We start from the raw sequence: 14,684 nt of genomic DNA, 5'->3' as shown, positions 1-14,684 counted from the left end.
GGCAAGACGCGGAGCGGGCCGGGGCATTCGCCCCGGCCCGCTCCGCGTTCCGGTGTCACTCCATGTCGGCGGCGGTGATCCGGGCGGTGAAGCCGGCGTTGAACGGCTTCGGGTCGTAGGCGAAACCGTCCACGCTGTACGCCAGGGTCCTGATCCATCCCATGATCCCGACGCCTTCGAAGTCGGCCTCGTTCGCCGTCCAGTCCGCCAGGGGCGAGGGCGTGAGGGTCCATTCGAAGGTCACCGACTCGCCGGGTTCCAGCGGGTCGAGGATGCGGCCCTCGGTGTCGTCGACGCAGCTCAGCATCTCCCCGTCGACCGCGAGGTGCTCCTCGGAGTTGTTGCAGACGCTCATCTGGATCCGCTGCGACTCGTGGTCGCCCGCGTTGGTCACGGTGACCTCCGCCGTCCAGGTGCCGTCGCCGTTGTCGGTCATGTCGAGGGTCGAGGCGATGTCGGTGACGCCCCACAGGTAGGCGTCATCGGTGACGTTCACGAGGTCCTCGCCGGTGCGGTAGCGCAGGATCTCGTAGCCGACCTCGTACTCGTCGTCGTCGCTGCCGGTCGGCTCCTGGTCCACGACCATGAGCAGCACCCCGGTCGTGGCCGCGGGGGCGATGTCGTAGAGCACGTCATCGGCGGGCACGCCGGGGAGCTCCTCGGTGACCTCCCAGCCGCCCTCGCCGTCGCCGGCCACGACCACGGCCTGGCGGACCATGGATTCGCCGGTGGCGCAGCCGATCAGCGCGACCGCCTGGTTCGGGCCGCCGTCTTCGAGCGGAACGTGGAGCACCTTGAGCAGCCAGACCGGACCGTCGTCGGGGTACCACTGGCCGCTCTCCCAGTCGGGGGTCCCGTCGGCGAGGGTCGCGGGCGCGTTCGGGCAGCTCTCGTCGATGCCCTCCCAGTCCGCGAAGGACGGCAGTGCGATCTCGGCGCCGACGAGGTCGCCGAAGGACGGCAGGACGAGTTCGTCGCCGCCGGACTCCTGGCCCTCGGGGGCGGTGGCCTCCGGGTCGCCGCCGCCGGCGTCGGTGGTCTCCTCGGCGGTGATCTCGTCGGTGGTCTCCTCGGCCGGGCGCGGGTCGACCTCGTCGCCGTTGGACTCCTGGAGCCACCAGACGGCCGGCACGGCCACGATGAGCGCGGCGAGCGCGGCGGCCGCGGCGCCCTTGGTGGTCCGGCGGCGGCGGACCCGGCCGTGGATCACGGCGGAGTCGACCGGGTCGACCATGAGTTCGGCGGCGTGGGCGAAGTCGGCGAACGCCTCTTCGAAGCGCGTGTCGTCTGGCGTGCTCATCGCTGCTCCATCTCGTCTTGGACGGTGAGTCGGCCGGCGAGTGCGGCTTTCCCCCTGGTCAGCCAGGAGCGGACGGTGGCTTCGGCGACGCCTTCCTGCTCTGCGATCTCGGCCACGGTCAGTCCTGCCATGTACCGGAGGATCACTGCCTTGCGGTGGTGCTCGCCGATGCCGGCGAGGGCGCGCATGAGGTCGACGCGGTCGCCGTCGGGCGCCTTCTCGTGGGTTTCGCGCTGCCGGTTGAGGAAGCGCTGGACGACCCCGCGGCGGCGCAGGTGGCTGGTGGCCAGGTTCCAGGCCACGCGGCGCACCCACGCGGTGGGGTTCTCGTACTCGCGCACCTTCCGCCAGCGCGCGAGCGCCCGGCAGAACGCCTCGGCCACCAGGTCCTCGGCTTCGGTCCGGTCGCCGGTGTAGGCGTAGATCTGGCCGGTGATGACCCGGACGTTGGCGGCGTAGAAGTCATCGAATTCGAGGCTGGCGCGCATGGGCAGCAGTTGTGCCGCGGCGCCTCCCTCCCCTGGTGGAGAAGAGCTGTCGCGGGTGGGCGTCATAGGGGCTCCTCGGCTACGGTACGGCGGCTTGGGGGTCCGCATGAGATACACGAGGACGCGGCCGGGAGTGACGCACTCCTGATTGGAGTTCTAGTTCACACTTTGCGGAAACGGCGGCGTCCCCGCGAGCCGGGGCTCGCGGGAACGTCTTGGGAGGGAAGGGGTTACAGGAGGAACTCCGCGAACATGGCCGCCCGGGTGAACGACCGCGGGATCGTGCGGTCCTCGGTGGGCTTCTCCGCGGTGATCTCGAACAGCGGGCCGGCGAGCGCGGCGTCGTCGATGGAGTCGATGTACGCCTGCCACTGGTCGAGGTCCATGACCACAGTCCACTCGTACGTGACGCTCTCGCCGACCGGCAGGTCGATGACCGCGACGGGCTCCCGGTTCGAGGGGCAGCCGTCGCCGGTGTCGACGCATTCGTGGTTGATGCAGTCGGTGAGCCCGACCTCCGTGAACGTCTGGCTCCACAGGGCGCACATGTAGACCTCGTAGCCGGTCGCATCTCTGGGGCCGTCGTTGCGAATGGTCGCGGTGAAGTCCCAGACGCCGGCCTCGCCGGTCGCCATGGCCGCCAGGTCGATGTTGAGGTCGGAGAAGCCCTCGACATCGAGGTCGCCGGCGGGCGTGCTCACCGGGTCGCCCGCGGCGTCGAGCGTGATGGTCTCGAACCAGTAGTCGAGGTCGTTCGCTTCGGGGTCGTACCGCTCGGCGAAGCCGACCTTGATTTCTCCGAACGGCTCATCCGAGCCTGTGATCTCAAGCGGTACGGCGCCGTCGGCCTCGGTGTGGGCGTACTGGGCGATCGTTGACCACTGGTCGCCTTCGTCGGCGAGGGTGACGACCTGGAACGCCGTACCGTCGCCGTAGTCGCATCCGAGGAGCGCCACCGGGATCGGAGCCGCGTCCATGGCGGGAACCAGGGAGGTGTACTCCCTGAGGAAGACCGCACCTTCCTCGTCGGGGACCTCGACCCATCCCGGGACCACGACCGCGTCGTCGACCTGGCAGATCTCGTCCACCTCATCGTTGCCAGGGATGAACGAGGGCAGGTCGACCACTGCGCCGACAAGTGTCTCGTAGCCCTTCACCAGCATGTCCGACCTGGTGTTCGGCCCGTTGCCCTCCGGCGCCGGGGCGGTCCAGACGGGCGGCGGCTCCTCGGCGGCCTCCGGGCCGTCGGCGCCGGCGGTGTTCGCAAGGAGCCAGCCCGCCGGCACCAGCAGTGCCAGAGCCGCAGCCGATGCGACCGCGACTCGGCCGATGCGGCGGCGTTTCGCCTTGCGCCACAACCGGTCGGTGCTGCCGTCCCGCACTTCGGCAGAAGTGTCGTCGGTGTAGTCGGTGAAGACCGCTGCCAAGGGATCGGGGTTGCTCACGGCTGCTCCTTGATTTCGTCGATGCGCAGGCGCTCGGCGAGCGCGGCTCTTCCTCTGGCGAGCCAGGTGCGGACGGTCGACTCGGCGACGCGCTCCTGGTCGGCGATCTCGGCGGCGGTCATGTCGGCGATGTAGTAGAGGATGATCGCCTTGCGGTGGCGCTCGTTGAGTGCGGTGAGCGCGCGTTCCAGATCGACGCGGTCCGGCTGGGGCCCTTCGACGTCGGTGATGCGCTGGCGGCGCAGGAAGCGGCGGGCGAAGGCGCCGCGGCGCAGGCGGGAGGTCGCGAGGTTCCAGGCGACGCGGCGGACCCACGTGGCGGGGTTGTCGTAGGAGCCGACGGTCTTCCAGCGGGTCAGGGCCCGGGTGAAGGCCTCGGCGACGAGGTCTTCGGCTTCGTCGTGGTCGCCGACGTAGGCCCGGATCTGCGCGGTGATCCGGCCGATGTTGCGGGCGTAGAAGGCGTCGAACTCGGCCCGGCGGTCGGGCGCGGCGCGGTCTCGGTTCATCGTGGTCGTCACGGCGACGGCGGCTGCATTCACGTGGCTCCTCGGTCCGGGGGGAGGGGCGGTCGGGGGACTGCACCTTCCACACGAACGGGCACGCGCGGGCGTCTCAGCCGGGTCGGGTCTTTTCTCAGAACGTCATTTGCCGTAGCGGCGGTCGCGGGTCGCGAAGGAGCGGACGGCGCGCAGGAAGTCGACGCGGCGGAAGTCGGGCCAGTTGGAGTCGCAGAAGTAGAACTCGGAGTACGCGGACTGCCAGAGCAGGAATCCGGAGATGCGCTGCTCGCCGGAGGTGCGGATGACGAGGTCGGGGTCGGGCTGCCCGGTCATGTAGAGGTGGCGGGCGATGGAGTCGGCGTCGATGGCCTCGGCGGCCTCCTCCAGGCCGGCGCCGGCGGCGGCCTGTTCGAGCATGAAGGAGCGGACGGCGTCGGCGATCTCGCGCTGGCCGCCGTAGCAGACGGCGAGGTTGACCTGCATGCCGCGTTTCTCGGCGGTGCGCTGCTGGGCGCGTTTGAGGGCGGCCTGGTGGTCTTCGGGGAGGAGGTCGAGGGCGCCGACCATGCGCAGCTGCCAGGGCTGGTCGTCGTCGGAGAGCTCGCCGGCGAGCTCGTCGATGATGTCGAGGAGGGGGTCGAGCTGCTCCTTGGGCCGGGTGAGGTTCTCGGTGGAGAGGAGCCAGATGGTCACGTGCTCGACGCCGAGTTCGTCGCACCAGCCGAGGAACCGCTCGATGTGCTTGGCGCCGGCGCGGTGGCCGTCGTTGGGGTCGGTCAGGCCCATGTCGCGGGCCCAGCGCCGGTTGCCGTCGACCATGACGCCGATGTGCCTGGGCAGCGGCTGGCCGGTCAGCTCGCGCGCGAGCCGACGCTCGTATATCCGGTAAAGCAGGTTCGAGATCGCCACAACCGGCAATTGTAGGCCGGGGCTGTTCCGGCCCCGGCCCTGCCCGCTCCTCGTGACTGCGGGTTACTTCGCGTCGAGGCGCTGCTTGAGGGCGTCGAGCTCGGCCCACAGGACGGTGGGGAGGCGGTCCCCGAAGCGCGCGAACCAGCTTTCGACGAGCGGGACCTCCTCGGCCCACTCGGCGGGGTCGACCTTGAGGGCGGCGGCGAGGTCGTCCTCGGTGAGGTCGAGGCCGTCGACGTCGAGGGACCCGGGGGCCGGGCAGTACCCGATCGGGGTCTCGACGGCGCCGGCGCGGCCTTCGAGGCGCTCGACGACCCATTTGAGGACGCGGGCGTTCTCGCCGAAGCCGGGCCACAGGAAGCGGCCGTCGTCGCTCTTGCGGAACCAGTTGACGTAGAACACCTCGGGCATGAGGGCCTCGTCGCTGGCGGCCTTGCCCATCTCGATCCAGTGGCCGAAGTAGTCGGCGGCGTTGTAGCCGATGAACGGCAGCATGGCCATCGGGTCGCGGCGGACGACGCCCACTTTGCCGGTGGCGGCGGCGGTGGTCTCGGAGGAGAGGGTGGCGCCCATGTACACGCCGTGGACCCAGTCGCGGGCCTGGGTGACCAGCGGGATGGTGGTGGCGCGGCGGCCGCCGAAGAGGATCGCGTCGATCGGGACGCCGCGCGGGTCGTCGTACTGGTCGGCGAGCACCGGGCACTGCTTGATCGGCGTGCAGAAGCGGCTGTTGGGGTGGCTGGAGGGCTCCTCGGAGTCGGGGGTCCAGTCGCGGCCCTTCCAGTCGACGAGGTGGGCGGGGGCCTCGCCCATGCCCTCCCACCAGACGTCGCCGTCGTCGGTGAGGGCGACGTTGGTGAAGAGGGTGTGGCCCTTCGCGATGGTGCGCATGGCGTTCGGGTTGGTGTGGTAGTCGGTGCCGGGGGCGACGCCGAAGAACCCGTACTCGGGGTTGGAGGCCCACAGGCGCCCGTCCTCGCCGAAGCGGAGCCAGGCGATGTCGTCGCCGAGGGTCTCGACCTTCCAGCCGGGGATGGTGGGTTCGAGCATGGCGAGGTTGGTCTTGCCGCAGGCGCTGGGGAACGCGCCGGTCACGTGGTAGACCTTCCCTTCGGGGCTGGTCAGGCGCAGGATGAGCATGTGCTCGGCCATCCAGCCCTCGTCGCGGCCCATCGCGGAGGCGATGCGCAGGGCGTAGCACTTCTTCCCGAGGAGGGAGTTGCCGCCGTAGCCGGACCCGAAGGACCAGATCTCCCTGTCGCCGGGGAAGTGGGAGATGTACTTGGTGTCGTTGCAGGGCCAGGGGACGTCGGTGTCGCCGGGCACGAGCGGGGCGCCGACGGAGTGGAGGCACTTGACGAAGTCGGCGTCGCCGCCCATCTTGGCGAGGACCTGGGTGCCCATGCGGGTCATGATGTGCATGGAGGCGGCGACGTACGCGGAGTCGGTGAGCTCGACGCCGAACATGGGCTGCTCGGCGTCGAGGGAGCCCATGCAGAAGGGGACGACGTACATGGTGCGCCCGCGCATGGAGCCGCGGTAGAGGCCGGTCATGGTCTCGCGCATGTAGTCGGGGGCGGTCCAGTTGTTGGTGGGGCCGGCGTCCTCGGGGTCGTCGGAGCAGATGAAGGTCCGCTCCTCGACCCGGGCGACGTCGCCGGGGTCGGTGCGGGCGAGGAACGAGTCCGGCTTGGCCGGGACCGGGACGAGGGTCCCGAAGGCGACGAGCTCGGCGGTCAGGCGCTCCCATTCGGACCGGGAGCCGTCGCACCACACGATCTGGTCGGGGTTCGTCAGCTCGGCGACCTCGCCGACCCAGGCGAGCAGCCGGTGGTGGCGGGTGGGCGGATCGGTGAGTCCGATCGCGGGGTTGTCGGCGGCGGTGGCGGCGGGTGCTGCGGCGGCGACGCCGGTGGCGACTTCGATGCTCACGGTGGCTCCTTCGGTCGGCTTCTGGGCACGGACGCGGGCGCTCCGGCCGGGGCCGGTCCTTCGGACGCTACGGGAACGGGCGCGAACGCGCAGGAACTCGTGCGTGATTGAACGGCCGTTGAACAGGCGTTCCGCCTACGGGTTCCCTACGCGTGCGCATTCAAGCTCATAACGATCACAACTACTTGCACTTTCTGCGTGACCGCGCACGATCGATCATCTGAGCTCGAATTTGACCATTGCTCTCAACTAATGCGATCGGTTTCGATCATGGAACGAGCGCGTTAGATCGCCGTCGCAAAACGGTTACGGGCGCGTGGCGGACCGTTTTGGCGTGAATCGGCCCACAGGAGGGCGTCTTGGGCGAAGATGCACAACAGGAACACAGCGACGAACCGTTGGAGACGCCGATGGCGCACCGTGAACCGGAACCGCAGCCGGGCCGCCCGAAGGGGGTCGTCGCCTTCGCGGTCGCGATCGTGGTGGTGATGGCGATCGTGCTGGTCTACTTCCTGCTGCGGTCATAGACGGAAACGGGCGGAGGCGCATCGCGCCTCCGCCCGTGATCGATCGTGCTCAGACCGAGGGGCCCCGCCGGCGCAGCTCGTCCACGCTGACCATCGCCTCCCGCAGCTCCTTCAGCCAGTCCTCGGCGTGCTGCTCGACCAGCCGCACGCACCACGCGAGCGCGTCCTGGCGCGACGCGGCCACCCCGGAGCCGACGAGCGTGTCGAGGACGAGCCGCTCGGGCTGGCGCAGCCGGGTCGTCACCGGCAGGGACTGGTGCGTGAAGACCATCGTCGTGGACCCGCAGCGCGCCCCCCACGACGCCTGCCGGTGGTAGCGGTACTGGAGCTGCTGCGCGATCTGCACCCGCATGTCGCGCGTCGCCTCCCGGAAGCGCGAGATCCGGCCCTCCTCGGTGGCGGCCCGGTCGGACTCGGTGGCGTCGGCCGGGTGGTCCGGCGTCGGCAGCGGGCAGATGATGATCATCTCGTCGCGGTCCACGGTGACCTCCGGCATCCCGGCGATCCACCCGTCGGGGACGATCCCGAAGATCCAGGCCGGGGCGTCGTCAGTGGACGGCAGCGGGCCGTAGTGCCACGAGCCGGTGTCGTCGATGGCGGCCATTGACGGGTCTCCTCACGTTTCAGGAACGCTCCAGGTGTACCCCATCGAGTCAAGCAGAGCCAATTCAGGGACCGCAAGCTCCACCGGGGCCGCTCACAGGCCCCGCAGGAAGAACCCCGCCAGCGCGCACACCGCCGCGACGGCCGCGCCCACGCACGCGAGCGTCTGACCCGGGCGCGGGCGCACCCGGTACTGCCACGACAGCCACACCCCGAGCACGATCGGCCCGGTCGCGATGCCCAGGAACAGCGTCAGCGCCGCGAGCGCCTGCCGCACGGCGGTGTCGTCGGCGCGCAGCACCCCGAGCGCGATCGCCACGGCCAGCGCCCCGGTCGCCGCCCCGATCCCGGCCGCGGTGGCCTCGGTGTGGCGCGGCGCCTCGATGGGGAGTTCACCCTGCCGGGCGAGCGCGAGCAGCCGCCCGGACCGCTCCAGGCGGGTGCGGACGCGCTCGGCGTCCGGCTCGGGGTCCGGTTCCCCCGCAGAGGGGGTGGGGCCGGTGCGGCGGTGCCCGACGAAGTCGCCGAGGGCCCGCCACAGGATCGCGACGGCCTTGTCGGTCTCGGCGACGAGGGTCGCGGCGGACACGGACGAGCGGTTGGCCTCGTCGCGGGAGGTCCTCGCGGCCGCGACGGCGTCGGCGAGTTTCGAGGACTCGTCGCGGTAGGCGGTGTCGGCGGCGCGGATCTCGGCGTCGGCGTCGGCGCGGTCCTTCAGGTACGCGGCGACGGCGTCGGCGTATTCCGTAGTGGCGCTGTCGGTCATGGCGCTCCTCAGGGCAGGTCGAGCACGGCCGACGGGTTCGGCAGCAGCGCGGTCGTCCGGTACGGGATGACGACCTGCGGGACCCGGTGCCGGGCGCGGTCGAAGTAGAGGCCGCGGCGGGTCCGCGGGTACCAGGCGGGGCCGCCGCTGGCGGGCGAGAGCGGGGCGAGCTCGGGGCCCTGGACGTCGAGGGCGAGCCAGGCGTCGACGGCGTCGAAGCGGGCCGAGAAGCCGCCGAGGTCCTCGCGCAGGCGCGGCACGGACCGCCACCAGCCGAGGGTGTGGAGGTGGCGTTCGGGGCCGTCGATGAGCATGGCGCGCAGGCGGGCCGACCCGGCCGCGTCGAGGCGTGCGGACCCGGCGTCGACGGCGTAGAAGAGGTTGAGGCGGAGCATCCCGTCGGCGCGGTTCTCCCAGTCCTTGCACGCGGAGTCGAGGTCGTCGTGCCAGTCGACGTCGGCGCCTTCGGTCTCCAGGGCGGCGGCGAGCGCGAGCGCGGAGGAGGCGGCGTCGGGTTCGAGGCAGCAGACGTCGACGCCGATGCGCTGGCCGCGGGCGGCGGTGAGCGCGGCGGCGGCGAGGATGTCGGCGGCTTCGACGGTGCGGGTGCCGAGGACGGCGAGGTTGCGGCCGGGGGCGCGGTGGAGGGCGAGTTCGGCGCCGCGGGAGGCGACGTCGATGGTCTGGCCCAGGAGCGCGGTCTCAGGTGCGGGGATGGCGGCGGTGAGGTCGGGGACGTGGTCGCCGTCGAAGAGCGCGGGCGGTTCGTTGTCGCTGCCGCGGGCCTCCCAGAGGCGCTGCTGGAGGGGTTCCCAGGCGTCGGCGTGGCCGGCGTTGGGGACGGCGACGATGCGGTTGGCGCCGGTGTGGCCGGACTCGTCGTTGACGACGGCGTGGAAGCGGGCGACGGTGTCGGCGGCGTGGTTGGACTCGGCGAGGACCCTGCGGGCCTTGGGGAGTGCGATGCGCAGCGTGAACTGGGCGACGAGGCTGGGGCGGCCCCACAGGGCCTCGATGCCGGCGACGTCCTGTGAGGCGAGGACGAGGTGGATGCCCTGGCTGCGGCCGCGGCGGGCGAGGTCTTCGAGGAGCTGGACGGCTTCGTCGGTGACGGCGTCGCGGGCTTCGAGGAGGACCTGGAACTCGTCGACGACGGCGACGATGCGCGGCCAGTGCCCGTCGGGGTCGGCGGCGCGGAGCTCTTCGAGCTTGGTGGCCTCGTGGGCTTTGGCGGCCTCGGCGCGGCGGCGCAGCTCGTCCTTGAGGTGGCGCAGGAGGGCGAGGCCGAACTCGCGGTCGTCGTTGATGTTGACGCCGACGAGGCGCACGTGCGGGAGCCAGGTGGGGTCGCGGCGCCCGGAGGCGAAGCGCGCGAAGGAGACGCCTTCTTTGAAGTCGAGGAGGTAGAGGGCGAGTTCGTCGGGCGAGTAGTTGGAGGCGAGTCCGGCGATCCATGCGTAGAGGAGGTTGGTCTTGCCGGAGCCGGAGGGGCCGCCGACGAGGGCGTGGGGCGGGTTGTCGCCGAGGCTGATCTTCGCGACGTCGCCTGCGGCGGTCTCGCCGATGGGGGCTTGGAGTCCGGAGGCGGAGGAGGCGTTCCACAGCCGCTGCGGGAGCAGGTCGACCAGGCGCGCGGGTTCCTTTCCGGCGCGGTGCTTCTCGGCGATGTGCTTGGCGGCCTTGGTGACGGTGCTGGAGGGCGGCGGCGGGTCCAATTCGATGGGCGCGCCGGGGAGCGCGGTGGCGCCGGCGGCGGTGAGTCGCGGCAGGTCGGCGGGTCCGGCGTCGTCGTCGCCGACGATGACGAGGTGGACGCCGGCGGCGACGCCGGTGCGGCGCAGGCGCGCGAGCTGGGCCTGGTCGTGGGCGGGCCAGGCGGCGAGGTCGGCGTTGAGGAGCACGAGGACTCGCCACGGTTCGGGCCGCCGCCCGGTGGCGGCGGCCAGCGCCGCAAGCGATTCGTGTTCGCCTGCAAGCACGTCGGCGTTGACGCGCCGCACGGTCTCCACGAGCGAGTCCAGCTCCTCTCGCAAACCTGAGGGCCCGACGAAGGAAAGCAGTCCGGCCTTCCCGAGCGCGGCGAACGCCGACAGCGACCCGCCGAGCCGCTCGGGGTCGTACATGTGCAGCCGCACGAGCCCGGCCGGGACGCCGCCGACCGCACGCAGCAGCAGCCCGGGGAGCGCGTGGGCCGCATCGGAGTCGATGCGCAGGTGCGACCGGTCGAGCAGCGGGATGAGCGCGGGGAGTGAGGTGTCGGTCACTGAGGGTCCTGGATTGTCACACCCCCCTGCCACAATGGACGAGCCGGCTGATGCAGTCGCGGCCCCCGGAGGGATCCCTCCGCCGGCGGCGAGGTCATCGCCACTCTCGACCGGAGCGCGCCCGGTCGAGGCGGTATCCGGCATGCGGGTGGGTGGGGTGGGGGGGAGGGAGGGCCCCCGAAGCGGCGCAGCGCTGTTGGCGATGCGGCCGACCCGCAGCAGCGGCGCAGGTCCGCGGCCCAGGCCCGACTCGGGTTTCCAGTCGGTCCACAGTGCGCCGGCCGCGGCGGGCGCCGCGAGTGCGGCCGCGGCGAGTGCCGCCCGGTGGCCGCCTTCGACGGCGGCGGCCTTGCGCGCTTCGAGCGTGGCGATCATCTTCTCGTGGATGTTCCGCAGCTGGGTCTGCTTGCGGCCCGCGTCGCTGATGACCTGCTCGGCGCGGCCGCGTTCGGTCTCGGCGAGTTCGGCGGTGCGCTCGGCGAGGAGCCGGGCCTCGCCGCGGGCGCGGCCGAGCTCGTCGCCCATGGCCGCCACCAGTCGTCTGCGCCAGCTGCTCATGGTCAGGCCCTCCGCTCGGGTTTCGGGTGCACGTCTTGCGGGCTCTGCCTGGGCAGGCGGTGCATCGCGGCGACCAGCACGGGGCCGATCGCGGCGGTGCGCGCGGCGTCGTCGCCGGCGCCGGCCCCGAGGGTGCAGGCCGAGGCGAGCGCCTCGGCCACGTGGAGCGGCTCGGCCTTCGGCACGAGGGCGCGGACCTTCGCGACGCACTTGTCGCGCAGGACCGGGACGTCGCTCGCGTTCGGGTTGCGGCCCAAGTGCTCCGCGGCGAGGCTGCGCACCAGCGGCCAGGCGAGGCCGGGGAGCTTCACGCCGGTCTCGGGCCCGGCGTCGCGCAGGCGCTTGCAGTACGCGTCGGCGTTCCCCTCCCCCGCGGCCTTGAGCAGCTCGTTGAACAGGCGCGTCGGCGGGACCTTCTCGGGTTCGGCGTCGCCGCCGCGGTCGCACAGCTCGTTGACGCGGTCGGTCCACCACTGCCGCGGGTCCACAGGGGGCGGTGCCGCGGCCGGGGCGCCGGTCGTCGGCGCCGTGGAGGCCTGGCCGGGTCCGGATCCGGCGCCGATGGCGGCGAGGTAGTCGTCGAGCGCCTCGACGGCCTCACCGAGGCGGGTGCGGGCGGCGTCGAGGCGCTCGCGGGCGGACCCGAGCCTGTGCAGGCCCACTTCGGCGTTCGACTCGCGCGAGGCCTCCGTCAGCTCGGCCTGGGCGGCCTCGAAGCAGGCGTCGGCGGTGTCGAACGCGGGGAAGGGGAGGTCGGCGGCGAGGGACTTGAGGCTCCCGGCGAGGGCGGCGACGTCCACAGGGGTCTCCGTTCTAGAGGGTCGCGGCGTAGGCCTCGGCCTGCTCGGCCGCGGCGAAGGTCGCGGCCAGGGACTGCTCCAGCTCCGCCGCGGCCTGCGCGAGCGCGGCCTGGGCGGTGGCGACGGAGTCGTGGCCGGACCCGGCGGTGACCGCGGTCAGGCCGCCCTGGGCCGCTTCGATGTTCTGGCTGGCGGCGGAGATGGCGGCCTGGCCGTCGCGGACCTGCTGGAGGGCGGCGGCGATGGCGGACTTGAGTTCGGCGACGCTCACGGTTGACACGCGCTCATTCTCGCGGAGAATCCGTCCACTTTCCGTGATCATGTCGCAACCCGGCGTGTCTGGTTTGTCGGATTCCCGACTGTCCAGTGACAACCAGTGTTGCTTTCGATGCATTTTTAGGTGGCGGAGTGACGTACCTCCCAACTACAGTGTGAGTACCAACGGGGCAACGCCAGGTGACGGCCAGCACTCAGGGCCGGAACTGTCCCCCACACATCGACACCCGGGAGGCGACCGTGCCAGTGCAACGCACTTACGTCCTCGACACTTCGGTTCTGCTGTCAGACCCAGGAGCGTTCTCACGGTTCGACGAACACCACGTGGTCATCCCGCTCGTCGTAGTCAGCGAGCTGGAAGCCAAACGCCACCACCCCGAGCTGGGCTGGTTCGCCCGGGAGTGCCTCAGGCGCCTCGACGAACTCCGCATCAAGCACGGTCGTCTCGATCAGCCCATCGACATCGGGGACCACGGCGGTTCCATCCGGGTCGAGCTCAACCACGTGGACACCTCCGGTCTTCCGGCCGGGTTCGCCGTGGACACGAACGACTCCCGCATCATCGCCGTGACCCGGGCCCTCGGGCTCGAAGGCGCCGACGCCGTACTCGTCACCAAGGACATGCCGCTGCGGGTCAAGGCCTCCGCGGTCGGCATCCCCACCGAGGAGTACCGGCACGGGCAGGCCGTCGACCCGACCTGGTCGGGCATGGCCGAGGTGTCGGTCGCCGACGAGGTCATCGACGCCCTGTTCGACGGCGGCGACGTCGACCTCCCGCACGACGTGGAACTGCCCTGCCACACCGGGCTGGTGCTCACCGGCAACAGCTCGAAGGCCCTGGGCCGCGTCACCGTCGACAAGAAGATCCGCCTGATCCGCGGCCGCGAGGCCTTCGGGATCCACGGCCGCTCGGCCGAGCAGCGCGTCGCCATCGACCTGCTGCTGGACCCCGAGATCGGGATCGTCTCGCTCGGCGGGAAGGCCGGCACCGGCAAGTCCGCGATGGCGCTGTGCGCGGGCCTGGAGCAGGCGCTGGAGCGCGAGATCTTCAAGAAGGTCATCGTGTTCCGGCCCCTGTACGCGGTCGGCGGGCAGCAGCTCGGATTCCTCCCGGGGTCCGAGGGCGAGAAGATGAGCCCGTGGGGCCAGGCGGTGTTCGACACCCTCGGGGCCGTCACCGACGACAACGTCATCAACGAGGTGCTCGAACGGGGGATGCTGGAGGTCCTGCCGCTGACGCACATCCGCGGCCGCAGCCTCCACGACGCGTTCGTCATCGTCGACGAGGCGCAGTCGCTCGAACGCGGCGTCCTGCTGACGGTGCTCTCCCGCATCGGACAGGGCTCCAAAGTGGTCCTCACCCACGACGTCGCGCAGCGCGACAACCTGCGGGTGGGCCGCTTCGACGGGGTCGCCAGCGTCATCGACGTGCTCAAGGGCCACCCACTCTTCGCGCATGTCACCCTTACGCGCAGTGAGCGTTCGGAAATCGCGGAGATGGTCACCAACCTGCTGGAAGGCTGACCGGCCAGCTCTGGCATGCTGTGTCCCGGGCGTCTGTGGACAGACGCCCGGGACACAGGAGTAGAGCGAATGATCCCACTGCTGACCCGCTACGGCGCCCGCGTGGCCGCCGTGCTCGTCCTCGCACTGGGGGCCGTCATAGCCGTCAACGCCGTGACCGACGACCCATCCGAGCAGGACGCCCAGCATCCCAGCCAGGCCGCGGCCGAACAGCAGGCCGAGGCCGAGGAGGCGTACGAGGAAGTCCGCTACTTTCACGTCAACTACATCGCCGAGACCGCCGGCGCCGACGTCTCGGTGAAGGCCGACGCGCTCGCCGACTTCGCGGCCGACCGCGCCGAGAGCCTGAACGCCGCCCAGGAGGACGCCGACCAGGCCGCCGAAGAGGCCGAAGCCGAAGCGGAGGCGAACGCCAACCCGACGTCCGTCGACATTCCGGCGAGCTGCGACGAGTACTCCGGGAACAAGGCCACCGGCTGCGCCATGGCCCTGGACAACGGCCACGACCTGGAGCAGGTCGGCTGCCTCGTGGCCCTGTGGGACCGCGAGTCCGGCTGGAACGAGTACGCGGCCAACGGGATCGGCGCCTACGGCATCCCGCAGGCGCTGCCCGGCGACAAGATGGCCAGCGCGGGCTCGGACTGGGAGACCAACCCGGTCACCCAGATCAAGTGGGGCCTGGGCTACATCGAGGGCCGCTACGGCACGCCCTGCGAGGCCTGGAACCACTCCGAAGAAGTCGGCTGGTACTAGAGACCGAATACCGGGGCGGGCGCGTGAGCGCCC

Annotated in this window: 14 protein-coding genes; 3 read left to right on the top strand and 11 right to left on the bottom strand. The window is 71.4% G+C overall.

Annotated features, from left to right (window positions below):
* Positions 1 to 55 precede the first annotated feature (55 nt).
* The 6 genes from DI269_RS03860 to DI269_RS03835 form a co-directional block, all read right to left on the bottom strand.
* Positions 56 to 1,300 carry a hypothetical protein gene (locus DI269_RS03860; protein WP_112133812.1) on the bottom strand — a complete coding sequence of 415 codons (1,245 nt, stop codon included), beginning with the start codon at positions 1,298 to 1,300 and terminating at the stop codon, positions 56 to 58.
* Positions 1,297 to 1,854 carry an RNA polymerase sigma factor gene (locus DI269_RS03855; protein WP_198667121.1) on the bottom strand — a complete coding sequence of 186 codons (558 nt, stop codon included), beginning with the start codon at positions 1,852 to 1,854 and terminating at the stop codon, positions 1,297 to 1,299. Before DI269_RS03855 ends, DI269_RS03860 begins: the two co-directional genes overlap by 4 nt.
* A 164-nt stretch (positions 1,855 to 2,018) precedes the next feature.
* Entirely contained in the window at positions 2,019 to 3,233 is a 1,215-nt protein-coding gene (locus DI269_RS03850) for a hypothetical protein (RefSeq protein WP_112133810.1), read from the bottom strand.
* Positions 3,230 to 3,775, bottom strand: a complete 546-nt coding sequence (locus tag DI269_RS03845) for an RNA polymerase sigma factor (protein WP_198667120.1) — start codon at positions 3,773 to 3,775, stop codon at positions 3,230 to 3,232. Before DI269_RS03845 ends, DI269_RS03850 begins: the two co-directional genes overlap by 4 nt.
* Positions 3,776 to 3,877: 102 nt before the next feature.
* Complete coding sequence (locus DI269_RS03840; RefSeq protein ID WP_112133809.1) at positions 3,878 to 4,645, bottom strand: isoprenyl transferase; 768 nt, start codon at positions 4,643 to 4,645, stop codon at positions 3,878 to 3,880.
* A 63-nt stretch (positions 4,646 to 4,708) separates the two neighbouring features.
* Positions 4,709 to 6,511 carry a phosphoenolpyruvate carboxykinase (GTP) gene (locus DI269_RS03835; RefSeq protein ID WP_112133813.1) on the bottom strand — a complete coding sequence of 601 codons (1,803 nt, stop codon included), beginning with the start codon at positions 6,509 to 6,511 and terminating at the stop codon, positions 4,709 to 4,711.
* 428 nt (positions 6,512 to 6,939) lie between these two features.
* Here DI269_RS03835 and DI269_RS26770 point away from each other — a divergent pair, with 428 nt between their 5' ends.
* Positions 6,940 to 7,107: a hypothetical protein gene (locus tag DI269_RS26770; RefSeq protein WP_157974747.1), complete on the top strand. Its 168-nt coding sequence runs from the start codon at positions 6,940 to 6,942 to the stop codon at positions 7,105 to 7,107.
* Positions 7,108 to 7,156: 49 nt separating this feature from the next.
* Here the strand turns inward: DI269_RS26770 and DI269_RS03830 are convergent, their stop codons facing one another.
* From DI269_RS03830 to DI269_RS03810, 5 genes are all read right to left on the bottom strand, one after another.
* Positions 7,157 to 7,711, bottom strand: a complete 555-nt coding sequence (locus DI269_RS03830) for a hypothetical protein (RefSeq protein WP_112133808.1) — start codon at positions 7,709 to 7,711, stop codon at positions 7,157 to 7,159.
* A gap of 93 nt (positions 7,712 to 7,804) precedes the next feature.
* A complete protein-coding gene (locus tag DI269_RS03825) occupies positions 7,805 to 8,476 on the bottom strand; it encodes a hypothetical protein (protein ID WP_112133807.1) in 672 nt (223 codons plus the stop codon).
* Positions 8,477 to 8,484: 8 nt separating this feature from the next.
* Complete coding sequence (locus DI269_RS03820) at positions 8,485 to 11,298, bottom strand: FtsK/SpoIIIE domain-containing protein (RefSeq protein WP_232822604.1); 2,814 nt, start codon at positions 11,296 to 11,298, stop codon at positions 8,485 to 8,487.
* A gap of 2 nt (positions 11,299 to 11,300) precedes the next feature.
* Positions 11,301 to 12,098: a hypothetical protein gene (locus DI269_RS03815; RefSeq protein ID WP_112133805.1), complete on the bottom strand. Its 798-nt coding sequence runs from the start codon at positions 12,096 to 12,098 to the stop codon at positions 11,301 to 11,303.
* Between the two features lie 13 nt (positions 12,099 to 12,111).
* Positions 12,112 to 12,378: a hypothetical protein gene (locus tag DI269_RS03810; protein ID WP_198667119.1), complete on the bottom strand. Its 267-nt coding sequence runs from the start codon at positions 12,376 to 12,378 to the stop codon at positions 12,112 to 12,114.
* Between the two features lie 236 nt (positions 12,379 to 12,614).
* Here DI269_RS03810 and DI269_RS03805 point away from each other — a divergent pair, with 236 nt between their 5' ends.
* Positions 12,615 to 13,898, top strand: coding sequence for a PhoH family protein (locus DI269_RS03805; RefSeq protein WP_112133803.1), 1,284 nt, complete (start codon positions 12,615 to 12,617; stop codon positions 13,896 to 13,898).
* 69 nt (positions 13,899 to 13,967) lie between these two features.
* Entirely contained in the window at positions 13,968 to 14,651 is a 684-nt protein-coding gene (locus tag DI269_RS03800) for an aggregation-promoting factor C-terminal-like domain-containing protein (RefSeq protein ID WP_112133802.1), read from the top strand.
* The last annotated feature ends 33 nt before the right edge of the window (positions 14,652 to 14,684 follow it).

The sequence above is a fragment of the Glycomyces dulcitolivorans genome, from assembly GCF_003265355.1.
Classification (GTDB): domain Bacteria; phylum Actinomycetota; class Actinomycetes; order Mycobacteriales; family Micromonosporaceae; genus Glycomyces; species Glycomyces dulcitolivorans.
The sequence above is the reverse complement of the archived record's forward strand: the minus strand, read 5'-3'. Positions and strand labels throughout refer to the sequence as shown.